We start from the raw sequence: 19,291 nt of genomic DNA on the forward strand, positions 1-19,291 counted from the left end.
TAGGTAAAAAGAGAATCGAGGCAATTATGCAAACATGGTATAGTATCATCCCGAAAAGTCCGATGTTGAGTATTTATATATGGATAATCTTTTGTATTATGCCATTTTTCTTCATTATACAATCGTTCACATTATGGCAGATTATTTTAGGGATCACTTTAATTTTTAGTTATTTCTTATGTCATTATTTTTCATTCAGTGCTAGACCTGGGCTGAAGTATATGTGGATCAGCTTTCAAATGTTGCTGAATATCGCAATGACACTTGTATTTGGCTACGTATATTTGGCATTGTTTACCGCGTTTTTCATCGGTAATATTAAACAGCCGGTTGGGTTTTATATTATGTATGGCTTACATATAGGCTTTACCGTTCTTTCGATTGTCGGGGGTTACTTCATCTTCCTTGACTTATTTTTATCGCAAACACCATTTATTATTATTAATGTGCTGGGTGTTGTGCTGTTGCCGTTTACGCTCTTTTCAAGAACGCGACGGGAAAACCTGGAGGGTGAGCTGGAAACAGCGCGGGAACGTATTTCAGAATTGACGGTTATTGAAGAACGGCAGCGTATTGCACGCGACTTACACGATACACTTGGTCAAAAACTTTCCATGATTGGTTTAAAAAGTGACTTGGCAGCACGACTGGTTGAGAAAAGTCCGGAACAAGCCATTATAGAAATAAAGGATATTCGCCAAACTGCGAGTGTCGCGCTAAAAGAAGTACGTGAGCTTGTAGCCGATATGCGCGCAGTAAGGGTGGAAGAAGAGCTCTATCGTGTGGAACAAATATTAAAAGCTGCACAGATTAAACTGCGGTTAAATGGAGATAAAAGTGAAATCAAAATGCCGATTTTAGCGGAAAATGTTATTAGTATGTGCTTGAAGGAAGCAGTTACAAATATCGTCAAACATAGTAAAGCGACGATTTGCCGTATTAGCTTTTATCAAAGTGATGATGAATTCAAAATGACGATTCAGGATAATGGGGTTGGCTTTGAATACTCCAATACATTACTCGGTGGAAATGGCTTAAAAGGGATGCAGGAGCGTATTGGATTTATCAATGGTTCACTTGAAATAGAGAGCGATGAAGGGACGACGGTCGTGCTGAAAATACCGTTGGCGATCACGCATCAAAAGGGAGAGAACGTGAAATGATTCGAATTGTAATTGCTGAAGATCAAGGAATGCTGCTTGGGGCGATGAAATCATTGCTCAGCATGGAAGAGGATATGGAAGTAGTCGGCCTTGCAAAAAACGGTGAAGAAGCAATTGAAATGGTAACAGAATTAAATCCGGATATTTGTATTATGGATATAGAAATGCCGATCAAAACTGGGCTGGATGCTGCCGAAGCGTTAAGGGGAAGCGAATGTAAAATCATTATTTTAACGACGTTCGCGCGACCAGGTTATTTTGAACGTGCTAGAAAAGCGGGAGTGCGCGGCTATTTATTGAAGGACAGTCCGATTGAGGAGCTTGTCAATTCCATTCGGATCATTATGGATGGGCGTCGCATTTACGCACCGGAGCTAGTGGATTTTGTATATGAAGATGATAGTGAAAACCCGCTCACAGAACGGGAAAGCCAAGTGCTGGAACTTGTTGCAGAAGGGAAAACGACAAAGGAAATTGCCGCAGAACTTTATTTATCGGCAGGTACAGTACGAAACTACATTTCTGTCATACTTGATAAACTTGGTGTCGGTAATCGAATTGAAGCAATCGCACGCTTTAAAGAAAAAGGCTGGAATAAAAAGAAGATGTAATTAAAAAGAATCCTCAAACTAATTTAAGTACTAAATAAACCCCCTTATTTTGTCTGTGAACAAAATGAGGGGGTTTCTGATTGAGGTAAGCCCTTTATTTCTTTTTCGTTAATCGCCCGAGAAGGTATGCTCCCGCTGCTACTGCCAGTAAAGTGTTTGTCTTTTTATTGAACACTTGTTTAGTGACGAGATTGATGTTTTGTGGACGTTCTGCTAAGCGACGCATGAAATAGCCGTACCAGTCCTTGCCATATGGTACATATACACATACTTGATAGCCTTCGCGTGCAAGTTCCAGCTGCAAGTCTTTACGGAACCCGTAAAGCATTTGGAACTCAAATTTTTCTTTCGGAATATCATATTGCTCAACGTAATACTTCACATGCTTAATAATATTGTGGTCATGTGTGGCAATCGATGTAAAATGTCCGTGCGCTAAATGATATTCAATCAGCTCGATAAAGTTGATATCAATATCAAGTTTATCCTGGTAAGCTACTTCTTCCGATTCTTTATAGGCACCCTTTACAACCCGTAGACGGAAATCCTTAAAGTTTTCAATATCGTCTTTTGCGCGGTGGAAGTATGCTTGAATGACTGTTCCTACATTATTGAACGATTTTGCAAGTTCCTCCACAATATCGAATGAAGGCTGAAGTCGCTTATAATCTTCCATGTCAAAATTGACGAAAATGCCGTATTCATGGGCACGTTCCACAATTTCATATAAATTGTCGTAGCAGAGGTCAATGTCGATATCCAACCCTAGCTGTGAAGGTTTCAAGGAAATGTGTGCATCCAATTCTTCAACCTGAATGGCTTCGATCATAGCTAAGATTTCTTCTTTCGCTTGTGTTGCTTCTGACTCATCAGTAACGTATTCGCCTAAGTTATCAACAGTGCAAGAAATCCCTTGCTCGTTTAATTTACGAATACTTTCGATTACTTCTTCGATAGTTGTCCCTGCAACAACGCTTTGTGCACCCAATTTTAAACCGTATTGCTGCGCTGCATTAGTAAGAGTTTGGTTTTCAGATAATGAAATGAAAAAATCACGTAATGCCATAAAAACATCTCCTTAAAATTCGTCATTTTCTTAAAATTATACCATAGCGCTATTTTCGTAGATTACGAACAGCTGCCTTAATTAATACCCGTTTTAATCTTCTGCATGCGGTTAAACGCTACATTGTTAAAGTGAATACCTTTTCTATCATATGTTGCTCCTTCACTATCAATTTCTATATATTAGGATAATCCTAATGAGTAAAGAAAGCAAAATAACAAGGAGCTGTCTGAAAAAACTTTCAGAACAGCTCCTTGTTGAGTTTATAATTTATTGAAAGAATGGTTCGAAAATGTGTGGGGGAAGGGGGCACACATTTCGCTTTTAGCTCTTGGTAGAGCTTAAAGAATTCGGGAACCCTGTTTTAGTTTTAGACCCGCTATCTTGTAAGTTAGAAGGAGTAGGAACTCTTCCTAAGTTCGTTAGACGTTGGGCAAAACTGTCATTTGATTTTGTAAGACCTTTAAAAGTTTCCTGCATTTCATAAGCGTATGCGCCATGTTCTGCAATATCCAAACCTTGGACTTCTTCTTCGTGTGTAACACGTAGAGGGATAAATACTTTAATAATATATGTTGCAATGGCAACAGTACTCGCAGTCCACGCAATTACTGCGACAACACCTAATGCCTGCACGCCTAGTAATTCAGCACCTCCGCCGTAAAATAGACCGCCACCAGCAGTATCGAATAATCCGACTGCTAACGTACCCCAAATGCCAGCTACACCATGTACAGCAACAGCACCAACCGGATCATCCACTTTTAGTTTATGTTCAATAAAGCGGACCGCTTCTACTAACACAACGCCACCAACAGCACCTGCAATAATAGATCCGACAATGCTTAAGTTAGCAGCACCGGCAGTAATACTTACTAAACCAGCTAAAGCACCGTTTAGTGTTAAAGAACCATCGATAAAGCCATAACGAAGACGTGTATAAAATGCAGTAGCAATTACACCAGCAGATGCAGATAAGAAAGTATTTGCAATAACGCCAGGAACTAATGCTGGATCTGCTGCCAATGTTGATGCACCATTAAAGCCATACCAACCTAACCAAAGGATGAAAACACCTAATGCGCCAAGTGGAATGGAGTGACCGGGAATAACGTTTACAACACCTTTAGCATACTTCCCGACACGAGGACCGACGATTGCTGCAACTACTAGAGCTCCAACAGCACCAGTTAAATGTACAACAGTTGAGCCGGCAAAATCGACGAAGCCTAAAGAAGTTAACCAGCCATCACCTTGCCATACCCAATGCCCGACAACTGGATAGATAATTGCTGTCATGATAATGACCAAGGCGATATAGGCCATAATATTTGTACGTTCAGCAACAGCACCTGAAATGATCGTTGCACATGTTGCAGCAAACATTGCCTGGAATACGAAAAATGCGATATCATCTACACCGCTTAATGCAAAACCGGAAGTGCCGATCAATCCGCCGGAGCTTTCACCGAACATAATGGCATATCCGACTGCGAAATAGACAAGACCCCCGATTGAAATTGTTAAAATGTTTTTCATTAAAATATTGACGGCATTTTTAGAGCGTGTAAACCCTGCTTCCACCATCGCGAATCCCGCATGCATGAAGAATACGAAAAACGCCCCAAGCATTACCCAAACTAAGTTAATCGATAATTCCAATGCTTCATTCGTCATTAAAAACTCCTCCTTTTAGGTACACTTTTTTAGTCAATTGCAATTGAGCCAAGCTCTTTTGTGCGTATACGAATTGCCTGCTCTACAGGATAGATAAAGATCTTACCGTCACCAACTTCACCTGTAGAAGCTTCACGCAATAATACATCAATAATCGGTTGAACTTTTGCGTTGTCAACAACCATCTCGAGCTTGAGCTTTTGCGAAAATTCCATTGAGAAAGAGTTTCCGCGGAACAATCCGATTTTTCCCTCTTGTCGCCCAGCTCCGGCAATCTCGGAAATACTTAATCCATCAATTCCTTCAAGAGCTAACCCCTCTCGAACTTGTGCAAACACCTCAGGTCGAATAATCGCTTCAATTTTTTTCATGCTCAACAACTCCTTGTGTTATGTTATCTAACATGATAAATTGAATTTTCGGATAAATCAATAACTAATGTTAGGAAAATTAACATTAATTTTCGATTGGTTTAATCGCATTGTGAGATGATGTCAAAAAAAGGAAGGTGGGATAAGGTTTGTTGGATGGTTGAAATCCGGAAGTTGATTGCCCGACTGAAGTTTCGAAACGTTTTTTATTTAGTCAATTGGGGAAAACTATATAACCAGCACAGCAAAATAAACTGCCATGTAAAAGTAGGTCACATGGAAGAAATAATCTTCATACTTCGAATTAATTGAAGATGGTGTATACTATGACTAAATTATGTTTTGGAAGAAGGGAACTTACGATGAACGATAAGTATGTAGATGATAGTTTTGCTTTGCATACCGATTTATATCAAATTAATATGGCGGAAAGCTATTGGGCAGACGGAATGCATAACCGAAAAGCTATATTTGAGTTGTATTTCAGACAATTGCCGTTCGGGAACGGCTATGCAATTTTTGCTGGTTTGGAGCGCATGCTGAATTATTTAAAAGACTTTCGATTCAGTGAAACGGATATCGCATATTTACGAGATGAACTTCATTATAAAGAAGATTTTATCGAATACTTAAAAACGATTCGTTTTACAGGTTCCGTGTATTCGATGGAGGAAGGTGAACTTGTTTTTGCAAACGAACCGATTGTGCGAATTGAAGCGCCGCTAGTGGAAGCACAGCTGATTGAAACAGCGCTATTGAATATCGTAAACTACCAAACGCTGATTGCGACAAAAGCGAGCCGTATCAAACAAGTTGTTCAGAAAGAAATTGCAATGGAGTTCGGTACACGCCGCGCGCAAGAGATGGATGCAGCTGTTTGGGGAGCTCGTGCCGCAGTAATCGGCGGTTTTGAATCTACTTCAAATGTACGAGCAGGGAAGCTGTTTAATATTCCTGTATCGGGTACACATGCACATGCATTAGTTCAAGCATATAAAAACGATTATGATGCATTCCATTCCTATGCCAAGCGTCATAAAGACTGTGTGTTTTTAGTTGATACGTACAATACATTAAAGTCAGGTGTTCCGACGGCGATCCAAGTAGCAAAAGAACTTGGCGATAAAATTAACTTTATCGGAATTCGTTTAGACAGCGGAGATATTGCCTTTCTTTCAAAGGAATCACGCCGAATGCTTGATGAAGCAGGTTTCCCTGATGCGAAAATTATCGTTTCAAATGACTTGGATGAATATACGATCTTAAACTTAAAAGCGCAAGGTGCCCGAGTGGACATGTGGGGAATTGGTACAAAACTCATTACTGCATATGACCAGCCTGCTCTAGGTGCTGTCTATAAAATGGTTTCCATCGAAAATGATCATGGTGAAATGGAAGATACGATTAAAATTTCAGCTAATGCTGAAAAGGTAACGACACCTGGTTTAAAAAGAGTCTACCGGATTATTAATAAAAAAAGCGGGAAATCAGAAGGGGACTACATTGCGATGGCTGATGAAAATCCTGCTGCTGAAGAACGAATTAAAATGTTCCATCCGGTGCATACATTTATCTCAAAATTCGTAACGAACTTTGAGGCGAAGGAATTACACCGAAAAGTGATTGATAAAGGTGAAGTTGTTTATGAAAATCCAACATTAATGGAAATCCGTCAATATGCGTTCAACAACTTGGATTTACTTTGGGATGAATATAAACGTTCGTTAAATCCCGAGGAATATCCAGTCGATTTAAGTCAAAAATGTTGGGATAATAAAATGCGCAATATCCAAGAAGTGCGCGATATGGTAACAGAACTCGAAGAACGATAAGGAGTGAGGACATTGTCTATGTTGCAAAAACAAATTATTGAAGAGTTAAAAGTACAGCCAACAATCGATGTAGAACAGGAAATCCGTAAGTCTATTGATTTTTTAAAGGAATACGCAAAACATCATCCTTTCTTAAAAGGATTTGTGCTCGGTATTAGCGGTGGCCAAGATTCAACGTTAACGGGTAAGCTAGCACAAATGGCTGTTGATGAACTAAATGAAGAAGCGGGGTCATCCGTTTACTCGTTCTGGGCGGTAAGATTACCTTATGGCAAACAATTCGATGAAAAAGATTGCCAAGATGCACTCGATTTCATTCAGCCTACAGAAGTGTATACAGTTAATATTAAAAATGCTGTGGATGCAAGTGTAAATGCGCTTTTGGAAGCAGGAATTACGTTGAGTGATTTTGCAAAAGGAAATGAAAAAGCACGTGAACGAATGAAAGTTCAATATTCGATTGCAGCATCGAATGATGGTGTCGTACTTGGCACGGATCATGGTGCAGAAGCAGTAACGGGCTTTTATACAAAGTATGGTGATGGTGGCACGGATTTAATGCCGATTTTCCGTTTAAATAAACGCCAAGGTCGTGCCATTTTAAAACATTTAAACTGTCCTGTACATTTATATGAAAAAATTCCGACTGCAGATCTAGAGGAAAACCGACCTGCGTTGCCGGATGAAGTAGCACTTGGTGTTACGTACGAGCAAATTGATGATTATTTAGAAGGCAAGGAAATACCCGAGCAGGCACGTGAGAAGCTTGAAGGGCATTACTTGCGCTCGATGCATAAACGTCATATGCCGATTACAATTTTCGATGATTTCTGGAAACAATAATACACATTAGAACATGATGAATCACCTTACTTCTTTTTGATGAAGTGGGGTGATTTTCCATTTTAAAGGGAAACTAGTTGTGCTCGCATTTTGTTTTCGTTATGCTTAAACTACATGCCAAAGAAGCAACGATTTCAAGTGGGAGGACTATTATGAATGAGCAGATCGAAGGAATAATCAGGAATATTGAAAAAGTGATGATAGGTAAAAGAGAGATTGCCGAGCTAAGTATTGTTTCACTATTAGCAGGAGGGCATGTATTACTGGAAGACGTGCCGGGCGTTGGGAAAACGATGATGGTACGTGCGCTTTCAAAGTCTTTAGGCGCAAGCTTTAAACGTATTCAATTTACACCGGATTTACTACCATCTGATGTAATAGGTGTTTCTATATATAATCCGAAAACATTGCAGTTTGAATTCCGTCCGGGGCCGATTGTCGGCAATATTGTATTAGCGGATGAAATAAACCGTACTTCACCAAAAACACAGGCCGCTTTGTTGGAAAGTATGGAAGAGGGGTCAATTACGGTAGACGGTGAAACAATTCAATTGCCGAAACCGTTTTTTGTAATGGCAACACAAAACCCGATTGAATATGAAGGGACATACCCGCTTCCGGAAGCGCAACTTGACCGTTTTTTACTGAAAATAAAAATGGGCTATCCGACAAAAGAAGAGGAAATCGAAGTGCTGAATCGTGCCGAAAGGTCTGTTCCGATTGATGACCTTTTCCCGGTATTAACAATTGAACAGCTGAACGATTTAAGAGAACAAGTAAAACAAGTACATGTAGAAAATAATATTAAAGAATATATCGTGTCGATCGCACAGCATACACGTCATCATGAAAATGTGTATTTAGGTGTAAGTCCCCGTGCCTCCATCGCATTAATGCGTGCCGCGCAAAGCTATGCCTTTATGAAGGGGAGAGATTATGTCATCCCCGATGATATTCAATATTTAGCGAAATTCGTGTTCGGCCACCGAATTATTTTAAAACCAGAAACACGCTATGAAGGAATTACGGAAGAACGAGTGATTGAAAGTGTTCTGCGTTATGTCCATGTTCCTGTGAAAAGGTATATACCGTAATGAAGGGAATTAAGCAGTTTCTGAAGCATGGCGGGCGTTTAATTACCGTTGTTTCGTTGCTCATTATTACGTATTGTTATGCAATGTTCCAAGGGGGCTTTGTAAGCTGGTTTGTTTTCTTCACGATTCTGCCGTTTTTGGTCTATTCAATTTTACTGGCGATTATTCCGATTCGTTTTAAAGAAATATCCCGTACTTTATCGAAGGAACGAATTGAAAGTGGGAGCAATGTACAAGTTACCGTAACATTTCGGAATACGAGCTGGTTTCCGTTTGTTTTCATGATGGTCCGAGAACTGCCGATGAGGGAACAACATTTTGAAAAACCGAATGGAAATGTAACGAAACTATTTTTAGTTGGGTGGAAACGCGAGTTTAAGTGGACTTATGAATTGAAAGAGTTAAAACGCGGGGAGCATCATTTTAGGGGATTGCTGTTTACATGTACGGACTTTTTTGGATGGACAATACGGAATGTTGTAATAAATCACCCGCAGCTATTTTTAGTATATCCGAAAGTATCCGACGTCAATTTATTGCCGATTGGAATGCAATATGACCATGGGACAAGCCAGTCCCGCTATTCTTTAATCAAGGATACAACGGTTGCGACAGGGGTTCGCGAATATGTACCCGGTGACCGCTTTTCCTGGATTCACTGGAAATCATTTGCGAAAAATGGTGAACTGCGCACGAAAGAATTTGAAGATCAAAAATCGCAAAATACCTTTGTGCTAATCGATCGTGCAGTACAGAAGAACTTCGATAATGTTGTCGATTACACAGCGTCTTATATAAATAAAATTGTAAAAAAACAGGGCGATGTTTCACTGTTAAGTGTTGGAGTTGACCGTTATTTTACGCCTATAATTAAAACAGGCAAACAATATGAGAAGGTGCTGCAGCATTTGGCGACAGTTGAACCGGATGCTCAGTTTGGTGTCGAACGTCTGTTATTTGAAGAACAGAAAATGATGAGCCGCTCTGTTGTTGTCATAATAACGGGTGAAATGACTCCGGATTTGCAAGAAGTACTGAATGCCGGAACGAAATATGCCCGCAAAATTATATGCTTTGTTGTAAGTGACCAAAAAGATCCGGTTCCACATATAAGCCAAAATAATGAAGTGCATTATATTGGGATGGACGAAATCCAGCGAACGTATTCGGAGGTGAAGCACGCATGAGACGCAGCACAGCCGAAAAAGTAGAACTCGCGATTTTTTATTTTGTTGTTTTTCTGATTTTACGAGAATGGCTAGTGCCGGTTATGGAGTTGACGAACACCGGCTACTTTACGCAATTTGTATTATTCATAGGAATTTGTTTAATTCTAGGTATCTATTCACTGCCTTTTATTATTAACTGGCTCGTTAAATTAGCTTATATTACGTGGTTTATTGTCAGTGTGTATAAAGATGAGGCATTGACGACGATGCAATTTTTATCAGAAGAACTGAAATATAATTTGGATATACTGCTTGCGGGAGAGTGGATTTATGTAAGTGACCCATTCAGGACAAGCCTGTTTTTCATATTAATTTGGATGCTGATTTATTTAATTCAGCATTGGGTAAGTGTGCGCTATAGCATTTATTATTTCCTGGTGCTTACAGTATTTTTCATCGGGACACTCGATACCTTTACGGAATACGATGGCACAACGGCAATAATAAAAGTAATGCTGCTAGGTCTTGTGCTTACATCTTTGCTGTTTATAAAACGGCTTATGCAGGCAGCGGAAATGCAAAAAGACTGGATGAACTACTTGAAGTATGCAACTCCGATTATTATTTTTGTCATGATGGCAGGTATTGTTGCAACACTTATGCCGAAAGCAGAGCCTCAATGGTCGGATCCGGTGCCGTATGTAAAAAGTATAGCGGGTATTGGAGGTAATGGGAGTCAGTCAGTTGCAACAGTTGGTTATGGGGAAAATGATGAGCAACTGGGCGGACCGTTTGCAGGTGACAATACGATTATCTATGAAATAAAAACACCGATCCGTCAATATTGGCGTGTGGAAACAAAGGATGTTTATACGTCTAAAGGTTGGGAACAATCGAGTGATGAGTCTGTACAGTACACGCTCCTGTTATCAGATCCACTGTCGCTTTCAATCGAACCTGGAAACGAAGACCCCCAATCGGTGGAAGTACAGGCTATAAGTGAAGAATATTTGTTTCTGTTACAGGCCTATGGAGTTACTTCTTATGATTTAAACGGGATGCATACCGGGTTGCAGTATAATACAGGCAATGAGAAAATTTTGCCGCTTATCAATAGTGATGTTATAGCGCCTGCATCATATGAAATGACCTTCCAGCAGCCGGAATATAGTTATGTAGCTCTGAAGGAAACATTATCTTCAACTGAAAGTAACCCGCGCTATTTACAGCTTCCGGCTAATTTACCGCAGCGTGTAACTGATTTAGCGCATGAAATTACGGAAATGTATGACAGTGTATATGACAAGGCGCGGGCTATTGAAGGTTATTTTGCGCGTAGTGGTTTTCAATATGATACGAAAAATGTACAAGTACCTTCAGCGGACCAAGATTATGTAGACCAATTTTTATTTGAAACAAGACTTGGCTATTGTGATAACTTCTCTACTTCAATGGTTGTCATGTTGCGCTCAATAGGGATTCAGGCGCGTTGGGTAAAAGGTTTTTCAAGCGGAGAACGGATCGGTGCACAAGACGGTACGTTTACGTATCAGGTGACGAATAATGATGCCCACTCATGGGTTGAAGCGTATATTGACGGTATTGGCTGGATGCCGTTTGAACCGACAATTGGGTTCAGCAATCCGATGAATATTAACTATGACGTTGATTTCGAAGCTCCGGAAGAAGAGCAGTTACCCGAAATGGAAGAACCGGAAGCACCAAAGCCGGAGTTGGAAGAGCAAGATACAACTAAGCAATCAACTAACGGTACAAGTGGAATAGACTGGTCAAAATATAAATGGGTGTTGTACGGGTTACTGGCACTTGTTGTGATCGGGTTAATTATTGCATGGAGAAAACGCGGAAAGTGGCAACCGAAACTTGCTGTCCAAATGAATCGTTCAAAATTAGAAAAAGCGGCAACATTTGAAGAAGCTTACTTTGTATTGTTGAAACAACTGGAGCGCATTCATTTAAAACGAGGGCAAGATGAAACGTTGCAACAGTTTGCAATACGTGTCGATCGACAGTTGGATACGACAAAAATGAGTGAGTTGACGGCGTTTTATGAGCGTCTTATTTATGCGAAAAAGACCGATCAAATGAACACGGCTGAAATGAAAGAAATTTGGGAATATTTAATCAATCGTACGAGTGGTTGATTTTAATGCGACGAAAGAGTAAAATTTAGAAAAATAAATAGTATTGTGCCTTCATATAAGTCTGGTAATATGGTCCAGATGTTTCTACTAAGTTACCCTAAATAACTTATCTATGACGGTGGGTCTCACTATATCCTTATAAGGCATAGTTATACCCACTTGAAGAAGAGATGAAATATGAACGCGTAGAAATTATTTTCTTACGCGTTTTTTTTCTTAATATAGGCCGCAAAAAATTAGAAGAGGTGGAAATAGTGTCAACTCCTTTGTTAAAAGAGCAAGAAAAGATTGTCGTTCTTGATTTCGGTAGTCAGTTCAACCAATTAATCACGCGTCGTATTCGTGAATTCGGTGTATTCTCGGAATTACATCCACATACGATTACTGCTGAAGAAATTAAAGAAATGAATGCAGTAGGTATCGTATTCTCAGGTGGCCCAAACTCTGTATATGATGAATCGGCATTCCATGTAGATCCAGCGATTTTTGAATTAGGTTTACCGATTTTAGGTATTTGTTATGGCATGCAGTTAATGGCCCACACACATGGCGGTAAAGTGGAAGGCGCGGCAACTCGTGAATACGGGAAAGCTGAAATTAACATTACTTCGGATAATAAATTATTTGCGGAATTACCAAAAGATCAAGTTGTATGGATGAGCCATGGTGACCATGTAACAGCAGTGCCAGAAGGTTTTGAAGTAATTGCGACAAGCCCGGCATGTTCGATTGCGGCAATGGCTGATACTTCTCGTAAATTTTATGCAGTACAATTCCACCCGGAAGTACGCCACTCTGTATACGGCAATGACTTACTGAAAAACTTCGTATTCAATGTTTGTGAAGCAAAAGGCGACTGGTCTATGGCAAACTTCATTGAAATCGAAATTGCGAAAATCCGTGAGCAAGTTGGTGACAAGCAAGTACTTTGTGCATTATCAGGCGGCGTTGATTCATCTGTAGTAGCAGTGTTAATCCACAAAGCAATCGGTGACCAATTAACTTGTATGTTCGTGGACCACAACTTAAACCGTAAAGGCGAAGTTGAGCAAGTTATGAAAACTTTCACAGAAGATTTCGATATGAAACTGATCAAAATCGATGCTCGTGAACGTTTCATGAATAAACTTGCCGGTGTTTCTGACCCTGAGCAAAAACGTAAAATTATCGGTAACGAGTTCATCTACGTATTTGATGAAGAATCATCAAAGCTAAAAGATATGGATTTCTTAGCGCAAGGTACGCTTTACACAGATATTATTGAATCTGGTACAGCAACTGCCCAAACAATCAAATCACACCACAATGTTGGCGGGTTACCGGAAGATATGAAGTTTGAATTAATCGAACCGTTAAATACACTATTCAAAGATGAAGTACGCGCTTTAGGTCTTGAATTAGGTCTACCTGAAGAAGTTGTATGGCGTCAGCCTTTCCCAGGTCCTGGATTAGGTATCCGTGTACTTGGTGAAGTAACAGAAGAAAAACTGGAAATCGTTCGTGAAGCAGACTACATCCTGCGCGAAGAAATCAAAAAAGCTGGTCTTGAACGCGACATTTGGCAATACTTCGCTGTATTACCTGACATCCGTTCAGTAGGTGTAATGGGCGATGGCCGTACGTACGACTACGCAATCGGTATCCGCGGTGTAACATCAATCGACGGCATGACATCTGACTGGGCACGTATCCCATACGATGTATTGGAGAAGATTTCTGTACGTATCGTAAACGAAGTAAAACACGTAAACCGCGTGCTGTATGATATTACTTCTAAGCCACCAGCAACGATCGAGTGGGAATAGTACTGAATAACGCTTAACTATTTACTCTCTTTTAGTTATTTTAAAATAACTAAAAGAGAGTTTTTGATTTTGTGGAAATTGGAATGGTGAGATTGTGAATAGATTAATTTAAGGTTTACTTCAGTAAAATGAGGTATATTATATATTGAATAGGTTCTCTGTGAAGACAGGAAAAGTAGGTGAACAAAATGGGAAAATATCAATTGGATAGTAAAGGTAAGGCAGCTGTTACGAAGTATCATGAAAAAAACAAGCCGGCCCAATTCGATAAAAAGCAACAACTTGAAAAATTGCGTGCGCAGTACTTGGAAAAGAAACAGCAACAAAACGATAAATAGGTTGTATGGAAACGTAGAAGGAGTTACATCTTTCTATGTTTTTTTTGTGCTCTGATTTCGCCTTACCCTTATTAATAATAAATTATTGTCATAGCAGTGTATCTTTTTCTTTCATTTTTATTACAGAATGTTAAATTTACTATCCTCACGTTTATTATTTAGGAGGAAAGGTATTGTATAGTATGCCAAACAAGTATAGACAGTCGGTATAAAAAAATTAACTTAATGAAACTGGAGGAATGAAACATGGAAACACGTGATAACAAATTATATGGTATTTATGACAATGAAGCGGAATTACAGGCAGAAATGGATCGCCTTCGTGCACAAGGCTATGGTGAAGAAGATATGTACATCGTATCTAATCGTGATGATCAACTATCTATGTACCGAAACTCAAAAGGTTACAGCACAAACACGGATGGTTATGATACTGATAATAAAGAAGGTTCTTGGTGGGACCGCTTTAAAGCATTCATGATGGGTGAAGATTTAGTACGTGATCAACACTTTACACAAATGGGCATCTCTGAGGATGAACGAAACCGTTATTATGATGAACTACAGGCAGGGAAATATTTATTGTATGTAGATAGAGACTATGGTACTTATTTTGATGAAGGTACTAAAAATTATGGCGTGAATAATCATTATGAGCGGGATTATGAAAAAACGGATGAAGAACGTTTAGCGCTTCATGAAGAACGCTTGCAAGTAGATAAAAAACGTGTGCAAACAGGTGAGGTGCAAGTCGACAAACATGTAGTCGAAGAGCAGCAAACGATTGAAGTGCCAGTAGAGCATGAAGAAGTCTATGTAGAAAGACGTCCGGTGAATGAGGATACAACACTTAATGCAAATGGGAAACTTCATGACGGAATCAATCATGCCTATGAAGAAGGGGGTAAAATCCATATCCCGGTAACAGAAGAACAAGTGGATGTTACGAAAAAAGATGTCGTTACGGAGGAAATCGTAGTCGGCAAACGAAAAGTGACTGATACGGAAACTGTTTCTGACACGGTTCGCCGTGAAGAAGCGGACGTTAAGGATACGACCCATACTACAAATCATTTAAATGATTTGGACCATTTGGATAATGATCCGTTAAAACGAACAAACCGCGGATTATAAAATAGTCATAAAAAATAGGAAGCCTGTTTTACACAGGCTTCCTTGTTTTATATGTTAGTTATATTCTAGTAAGTAGTTTTAGGTTTAAATTATTCTTCAACAGTGGCTTTTTCGCGAGTTTTCCACTCGATTCCACTAGTAACACATCCAAAAGTAACAATTATTAAAAGTACAAATAATGTGTTATGTAACCAATAGGGCATTCAAACCCCTCCTTTAATATTCTGTGTTTCTTTTTATTATTTTAACATATTAAAGGTGTATACACTCGTTTTTAGATTGTTAGCTATTATTATTTTTATTTATTTGTACAAAAAATGTCACAATTATAAATAAGAAAAATGCGATTAATAAAAGACTACCACCCACAATGAAGAACACCATGTTCATTGTTTCATTTGTATCTAATGGGTTTAAATAATGCAGCCACATTCCTATACATAAACCAAAAGCACCAATCATACCTAAAATACTTTGGATTTTAACAAAAATCAGCTTCCGGACAGGTACTGAATAATAGAAAATCCCCCACGCAAAAACCGATAACCAACCTACCAATACAAAGTGTGCGTGTACTGGACGTAAAGCATAGTTCATGTTACCGCTCATGATTGATCCGATGAATACACCGATAAAACCTGAAACAGCCGCAAAGCGAATTAAATGCATTGCCCATTTTCGTTGTTGTTGCAAAAAAATCCCCCCTATTTGTTTAAACTTTACTATAAAGGAGCAATATAACATCTCTATAAACTTTCTATAAAATAATTATTAGGCCAACAAATCGAGCACGTTATGTTGGTGGAAATCTGCGATAATCTCTTGTGGTAACAATGTGAGCAGTTCATCTTTTGTCGCCCATAAATAGTGTAGATGTTCATTGGATAAAGTAATTTGCTCCTCTTTTGTATCGCATAAGAAAGTGAGCAGGACAATTTGTCGCGTTTTACTCGTGTGGAATGTTGTTGAAAACAACTGATTCTTTACAGTGATATTCAATCCAACTTCTTCTAAAAATTCCCTCTTCAGTGCAATTTCAAATGACTCGCCAAAATGCAGATTTCCTCCGACAGTCTCCCATGTGCCAGCACCAACTTCTTCAATCTGTGAGCGCTGCACGATCAGTATTTTATTATTTTTAACAAGAACTCCTTTTACCACTACCTTAATTTCATTCAATTTGAGTTCCCCAATTCAGTATAAATATAGTGAAACTTAGATTAGACTTTTTTGTATTCCAAGTTTAATAATAACAAATATAGACACAAGAGAAGAAGTAAATGACTAATTTATGGATGTTTTTACGAACTATGAATTAAAATTCATAAAAAATGTTCGGAAATAGCTTGTAATTCAAAAAATGAAATGATATATTACAAACGTAAATTAAATACGTCGTCGTATAATGTCGGGAATAAGGCCCGTGAGTTTCTACCGAATCACCGTAAATGATTCGACTACGATTTATAAATAAGTAACATCACTACTATAATAGGAGTGTAATATACTTATTTTCCTTAAATCGTGGACATGCGGCATTTATGCTTTGCGTGTCTTTTTTGTTTTTAAGGTTAAGTGTTCTTTAGATGTTGAAGACGACAACACGGAGGAAAATTTCATTATGAAAAAGTATTTCGAGTTCGATAAACTTGGAACTAATTATCGCCGGGAGATTTTAGGTGGCTTTACAACATTCTTGGCAATGGCTTACATTTTAGTAGTAAACCCTAGCATTTTAACGCTATCTGATATTGAAGGTTTACCAGATGCACTCCGCATGGATTACGGTGCAGTATTTGTGGCAACAGCTGTTTCAGCAGCAATTGGATGTTTCATCATGGGGATTGTCGCAAGATATCCTTTAGCTTTAGCGCCAGGTCTGGGCTTAAACGCATTCTTTGCTTACACGGTTGTATTAACAAACGGAAGCCCTTGGCAACACGCTTTGGCCGCAGTATTTGTATCAGGTGTATTCTTCTTATTATTAACGGTTACAGGATTACGTGAAAAATTAATCAACGCCATCCCAATGGAACTTAAAATTGCTGTTGGTGCTGGTATCGGCTTATTCGTTTCGTTCATCGGTTTAAAAAACGCGGGCATTATCGTTGCGAGTGAGGCAACAGTTGTCGGTTTAGGTAACTTACACGATGCTGAAGTATTGTTAGCGATTTTTGGTATTCTTCTTACAGTAATTTTCTTAGTGCGTGGAATGAAGGCCGGCGTATTTATTGCGATGGCTATTACTGCAATCGTAGGTATGGTCATTGGGTTAGTTGATTTACCATCCCAAGTTGTTTCAGCACCACCAAGTGTAGAGCCTACTTTCGGTAAATTATTCTCAGCATTCACTGATCCTGAGTTCTATTCGCTCACAATGATATCGGTTATTTTATCATTCTTGTTCGTAGACTTCTTTGACAACGCAGGTACTTTAATGGCTGTTGCCAACCAAGCAGGATTTGTTAAAAATAATAAATTACCTCGTGCAGGTAAAGCATTAATTTCAGATTCAATCGCTTCTATTTCAGGTTCGATCTTTGGTACATCAACAGTAACATCTTATGTAGAATCTTCAGCAGGGGTTGGAGCAGGCGCACGTACAGGTTTCGCTTCAATCATTACAGGTATCTGTTTCTTGCTGGCGCTATTCTTATCACCAATATTAAGTGTTGTAACAAACGCAGTTACTGCACCGGCATTAATTGTCGTAGGTATTTTAATGGTATCTTCACTTGGACAAATTGAGTGGAATAAATTCGAAGTAGCTGTACCAGCATTCTTCACAATGTTAATGATGCCGTTAACATCATCAATCGCAACAGGTCTTGCAGTAGGTTTCGTGTTCTACCCATTAACAATGGTGTTAAAAGGAAAAGCAAAAGAAGTAAACCCGATTATGTATATTTTCGCAGTACTCTTCCTGATTTATTTAGGTACTGTCGGTTCAATGTAAAATCATTCACCAGTCAACTATTGTTGGCTGGTTTTTTTATTTTTGCAGGAAAATATAATTGGGGAATCGAACTGAATATTAAAGGGGGAGAGGTTAATGGTTATTAAAATAGAAGAAGCAAAGGAACAACACTATATAGAAGTAAATCGTTTAGTAAGGCAAGGCCATGACGATCATGTAAAGGGGGACAATACGGTGTTCCGTGAAGTGGAGAGTGTTATGCCAGAAGAATATTATTTGGAATTGCTTGAGCAAGAGCAAAGTACCGTATTAATAGCACGGGAGGAAAATAAAATAATAGGCTTTGCTGTCATCAGTATAGAAGCTTCTCCGGATTTCCCTTCGTTAGTTCATAGGAGGTTTGCATACATTCATGATTTTGGTATAGACCAGTCAGAAAAACGGAAAGGAATTGGATCGCTCTTATTTGAAGCTTGTTTAAAGTGGGCAAAAGAAATGGATGTGAATGAGGTGGAGTTAAATGTATGGGAGTTCAATGAAGAAGCCATTGCATTTTACAAAAAACATTCTATGAAAACAATCAGCAGGAAAATGAGATTGGCTATTCAATAGTTATTTCTTTAGGAGAGGTAATTTATTTTCAGGTGACAAGTAAATTAACTTTACTCTATATATAATAGGAAGAAACTCAATTTAAGTTAGAGAACAAAAATCAGAAAATTTTTTCTTTAAATAAAGGGTTGCATAATCCTTTGTATCGGGTGTATAGTTAATCACGTTGCTGCGAAACAAACGCAAACAACACAAACGAAAAAATAAATTTTAATAAAGTTGTTGACAAACATAAACAACGCTGTTAAAATTTAAACAGTCGCACAAACGACTGACACAATGAACCTTGAAAACTGAACAAGCAACGTTAATGAAACAAGCTTCTTAAATGAAGCAAACAATAGATTTCAACTTCTAACGAAGTTGAATCGCTAGCAAAGCAAATGAGCTTTCAAACTACTTTTATGGAGAGTTTGATCCTGGCTCAGGACGAACGCTGGCGGCGTGCCTAATACATGCAAGTCGAGCGGACGAATTTTTGGTGCTTGCACCGA

The 19,291-nt window shown here is 38.9% G+C and carries 17 protein-coding genes, 1 rRNA gene and 2 riboswitches; of the genes, 13 read left to right on the forward strand and 5 right to left on the reverse strand.

Going from position 1 to position 19,291, the window contains the following annotated elements:
• Positions 1-26: 26 nt before the first annotated feature.
• Both M3166_RS18560 and M3166_RS18565 read left to right on the forward strand, forming a co-directional pair.
• Positions 27-1,163, forward strand: a complete 1,137-nt coding sequence (locus tag M3166_RS18560) for a sensor histidine kinase (RefSeq protein ID WP_251691701.1) — start codon at positions 27-29, stop codon at positions 1,161-1,163.
• Entirely contained in the window at positions 1,160-1,774 is a 615-nt protein-coding gene (locus tag M3166_RS18565) for a response regulator transcription factor (protein WP_065216319.1), read from the forward strand. The genes M3166_RS18560 and M3166_RS18565 overlap by 4 nt, the downstream gene beginning before the upstream one ends.
• 94 nt (positions 1,775-1,868) lie before the next feature.
• Here the strand turns inward: M3166_RS18565 and M3166_RS18570 are convergent, their stop codons facing one another.
• The 3 genes from M3166_RS18570 to M3166_RS18580 form a co-directional block, all read right to left on the reverse strand.
• Positions 1,869-2,840: a proline dehydrogenase family protein gene (locus M3166_RS18570; protein ID WP_251691703.1), complete on the reverse strand. Its 972-nt coding sequence runs from the start codon at positions 2,838-2,840 to the stop codon at positions 1,869-1,871.
• Between the two features lie 324 nt (positions 2,841-3,164).
• Positions 3,165-4,517: an ammonium transporter gene (locus M3166_RS18575; RefSeq protein ID WP_251691705.1), complete on the reverse strand. Its 1,353-nt coding sequence runs from the start codon at positions 4,515-4,517 to the stop codon at positions 3,165-3,167.
• Between the two features lie 29 nt (positions 4,518-4,546).
• On the reverse strand, positions 4,547-4,888 hold the full coding sequence (locus tag M3166_RS18580) for a P-II family nitrogen regulator (RefSeq protein WP_079523171.1): 342 nt from the start codon (positions 4,886-4,888) through the stop codon (positions 4,547-4,549).
• A gap of 362 nt (positions 4,889-5,250) precedes the next feature.
• Between M3166_RS18580 and M3166_RS18585 the strand changes: the two genes are divergently transcribed.
• From M3166_RS18585 to M3166_RS18620, 8 genes are all read left to right on the forward strand, one after another.
• Positions 5,251-6,720 (forward strand): nicotinate phosphoribosyltransferase, encoded by a 1,470-nt coding sequence (locus M3166_RS18585; protein ID WP_251691707.1) that lies wholly within the window; start codon positions 5,251-5,253, stop codon positions 6,718-6,720.
• An 18-nt stretch (positions 6,721-6,738) separates the two neighbouring features.
• Positions 6,739-7,563 carry an ammonia-dependent NAD(+) synthetase gene (nadE, locus tag M3166_RS18590; RefSeq protein ID WP_251691731.1) on the forward strand — a complete coding sequence of 275 codons (825 nt, stop codon included), beginning with the start codon at positions 6,739-6,741 and terminating at the stop codon, positions 7,561-7,563.
• A 152-nt stretch (positions 7,564-7,715) separates the two neighbouring features.
• Positions 7,716-8,657 (forward strand): AAA family ATPase, encoded by a 942-nt coding sequence (locus M3166_RS18595; protein ID WP_251691709.1) that lies wholly within the window; start codon positions 7,716-7,718, stop codon positions 8,655-8,657.
• Entirely contained in the window at positions 8,657-9,844 is a 1,188-nt protein-coding gene (locus M3166_RS18600; protein WP_251691712.1) for a DUF58 domain-containing protein, read from the forward strand. The genes M3166_RS18595 and M3166_RS18600 overlap by 1 nt, the downstream gene beginning before the upstream one ends.
• Positions 9,841-11,991, forward strand: coding sequence for a transglutaminase-like domain-containing protein (locus tag M3166_RS18605; RefSeq protein ID WP_251691714.1), 2,151 nt, complete (start codon positions 9,841-9,843; stop codon positions 11,989-11,991). The genes M3166_RS18600 and M3166_RS18605 overlap by 4 nt, the downstream gene beginning before the upstream one ends.
• 31 nt (positions 11,992-12,022) lie before the next feature.
• Positions 12,023-12,124, forward strand: a riboswitch (purine riboswitch).
• A gap of 118 nt (positions 12,125-12,242) precedes the next feature.
• Complete coding sequence (gene guaA / locus M3166_RS18610) at positions 12,243-13,796, forward strand: glutamine-hydrolyzing GMP synthase (protein WP_353056591.1); 1,554 nt, start codon at positions 12,243-12,245, stop codon at positions 13,794-13,796.
• A 188-nt stretch (positions 13,797-13,984) separates the two neighbouring features.
• A complete protein-coding gene (locus tag M3166_RS18615; protein WP_251691717.1) occupies positions 13,985-14,134 on the forward strand; it encodes a hypothetical protein in 150 nt (49 codons plus the stop codon).
• Between the two features lie 246 nt (positions 14,135-14,380).
• Positions 14,381-15,268 carry a DUF2382 domain-containing protein gene (locus M3166_RS18620; RefSeq protein ID WP_251691718.1) on the forward strand — a complete coding sequence of 296 codons (888 nt, stop codon included), beginning with the start codon at positions 14,381-14,383 and terminating at the stop codon, positions 15,266-15,268.
• Positions 15,269-15,550: 282 nt separating this feature from the next.
• On the opposite strand, the gene M3166_RS18625 is transcribed toward M3166_RS18620, so the two are convergent.
• Together M3166_RS18625 and M3166_RS18630 are read right to left on the reverse strand one after the other, a co-directional pair.
• On the reverse strand, positions 15,551-15,961 hold the full coding sequence (locus tag M3166_RS18625) for a hypothetical protein (RefSeq protein ID WP_251691721.1): 411 nt from the start codon (positions 15,959-15,961) through the stop codon (positions 15,551-15,553).
• Between the two features lie 78 nt (positions 15,962-16,039).
• Positions 16,040-16,447 (reverse strand): NUDIX hydrolase, encoded by a 408-nt coding sequence (locus M3166_RS18630; protein ID WP_251691722.1) that lies wholly within the window; start codon positions 16,445-16,447, stop codon positions 16,040-16,042.
• 199 nt (positions 16,448-16,646) lie between these two features.
• Positions 16,647-16,748, forward strand: a riboswitch (purine riboswitch).
• Between the two features lie 141 nt (positions 16,749-16,889).
• Between M3166_RS18630 and M3166_RS18635 the strand changes: the two genes are divergently transcribed.
• The 3 genes from M3166_RS18635 to M3166_RS18645 form a co-directional block, all read left to right on the forward strand.
• The gene (locus tag M3166_RS18635; RefSeq protein WP_251691725.1) at positions 16,890-18,224 is read left to right on the forward strand and encodes an NCS2 family permease; all 1,335 of its coding nucleotides are present in this window, start codon (positions 16,890-16,892) and stop codon (positions 18,222-18,224) included.
• A gap of 96 nt (positions 18,225-18,320) precedes the next feature.
• Positions 18,321-18,797: a GNAT family N-acetyltransferase gene (locus M3166_RS18640; protein WP_251691727.1), complete on the forward strand. Its 477-nt coding sequence runs from the start codon at positions 18,321-18,323 to the stop codon at positions 18,795-18,797.
• 401 nt (positions 18,798-19,198) lie between these two features.
• Positions 19,199-19,291: ribosomal RNA gene (locus M3166_RS18645) — 16S ribosomal RNA — on the forward strand; the annotation flags it as partial.

Source organism: Solibacillus isronensis, assembly GCF_023715405.1.
In the GTDB taxonomy this organism is placed as follows: domain Bacteria; phylum Bacillota; class Bacilli; order Bacillales_A; family Planococcaceae; genus Solibacillus; species Solibacillus isronensis_B.

Bases quoted from the DNA above. Each gene is read 5' to 3' on its own strand.
- M3166_RS18560 (WP_251691701.1), top strand. From the start codon at position 27: ATGCAAACATGGTATAGTATCATCCCGAAAAGTCCGATGTTGAGTATT.
- M3166_RS18565 (WP_065216319.1), top strand. From the start codon at position 1,160: ATGATTCGAATTGTAATTGCTGAAGATCAAGGAATGCTGCTTGGGGCG.
- M3166_RS18570 (WP_251691703.1), bottom strand. From the start codon at position 2,840: ATGGCATTACGTGATTTTTTCATTTCATTATCTGAAAACCAAACTCTT.
- M3166_RS18575 (WP_251691705.1), bottom strand. From the start codon at position 4,517: ATGACGAATGAAGCATTGGAATTATCGATTAACTTAGTTTGGGTAATG.
- M3166_RS18580 (WP_079523171.1), bottom strand. From the start codon at position 4,888: ATGAAAAAAATTGAAGCGATTATTCGACCTGAGGTGTTTGCACAAGTT.
- M3166_RS18585 (WP_251691707.1), top strand. From the start codon at position 5,251: ATGAACGATAAGTATGTAGATGATAGTTTTGCTTTGCATACCGATTTA.
- nadE (WP_251691731.1), top strand. From the start codon at position 6,739: ATGTTGCAAAAACAAATTATTGAAGAGTTAAAAGTACAGCCAACAATC.
- M3166_RS18595 (WP_251691709.1), top strand. From the start codon at position 7,716: ATGAATGAGCAGATCGAAGGAATAATCAGGAATATTGAAAAAGTGATG.
- M3166_RS18600 (WP_251691712.1), top strand. From the start codon at position 8,657: ATGAAGGGAATTAAGCAGTTTCTGAAGCATGGCGGGCGTTTAATTACC.
- M3166_RS18605 (WP_251691714.1), top strand. From the start codon at position 9,841: ATGAGACGCAGCACAGCCGAAAAAGTAGAACTCGCGATTTTTTATTTT.
- M3166_RS18615 (WP_251691717.1), top strand. From the start codon at position 13,985: ATGGGAAAATATCAATTGGATAGTAAAGGTAAGGCAGCTGTTACGAAG.
- M3166_RS18620 (WP_251691718.1), top strand. From the start codon at position 14,381: ATGGAAACACGTGATAACAAATTATATGGTATTTATGACAATGAAGCG.
- M3166_RS18635 (WP_251691725.1), top strand. From the start codon at position 16,890: ATGAAAAAGTATTTCGAGTTCGATAAACTTGGAACTAATTATCGCCGG.
- M3166_RS18640 (WP_251691727.1), top strand. From the start codon at position 18,321: ATGGTTATTAAAATAGAAGAAGCAAAGGAACAACACTATATAGAAGTA.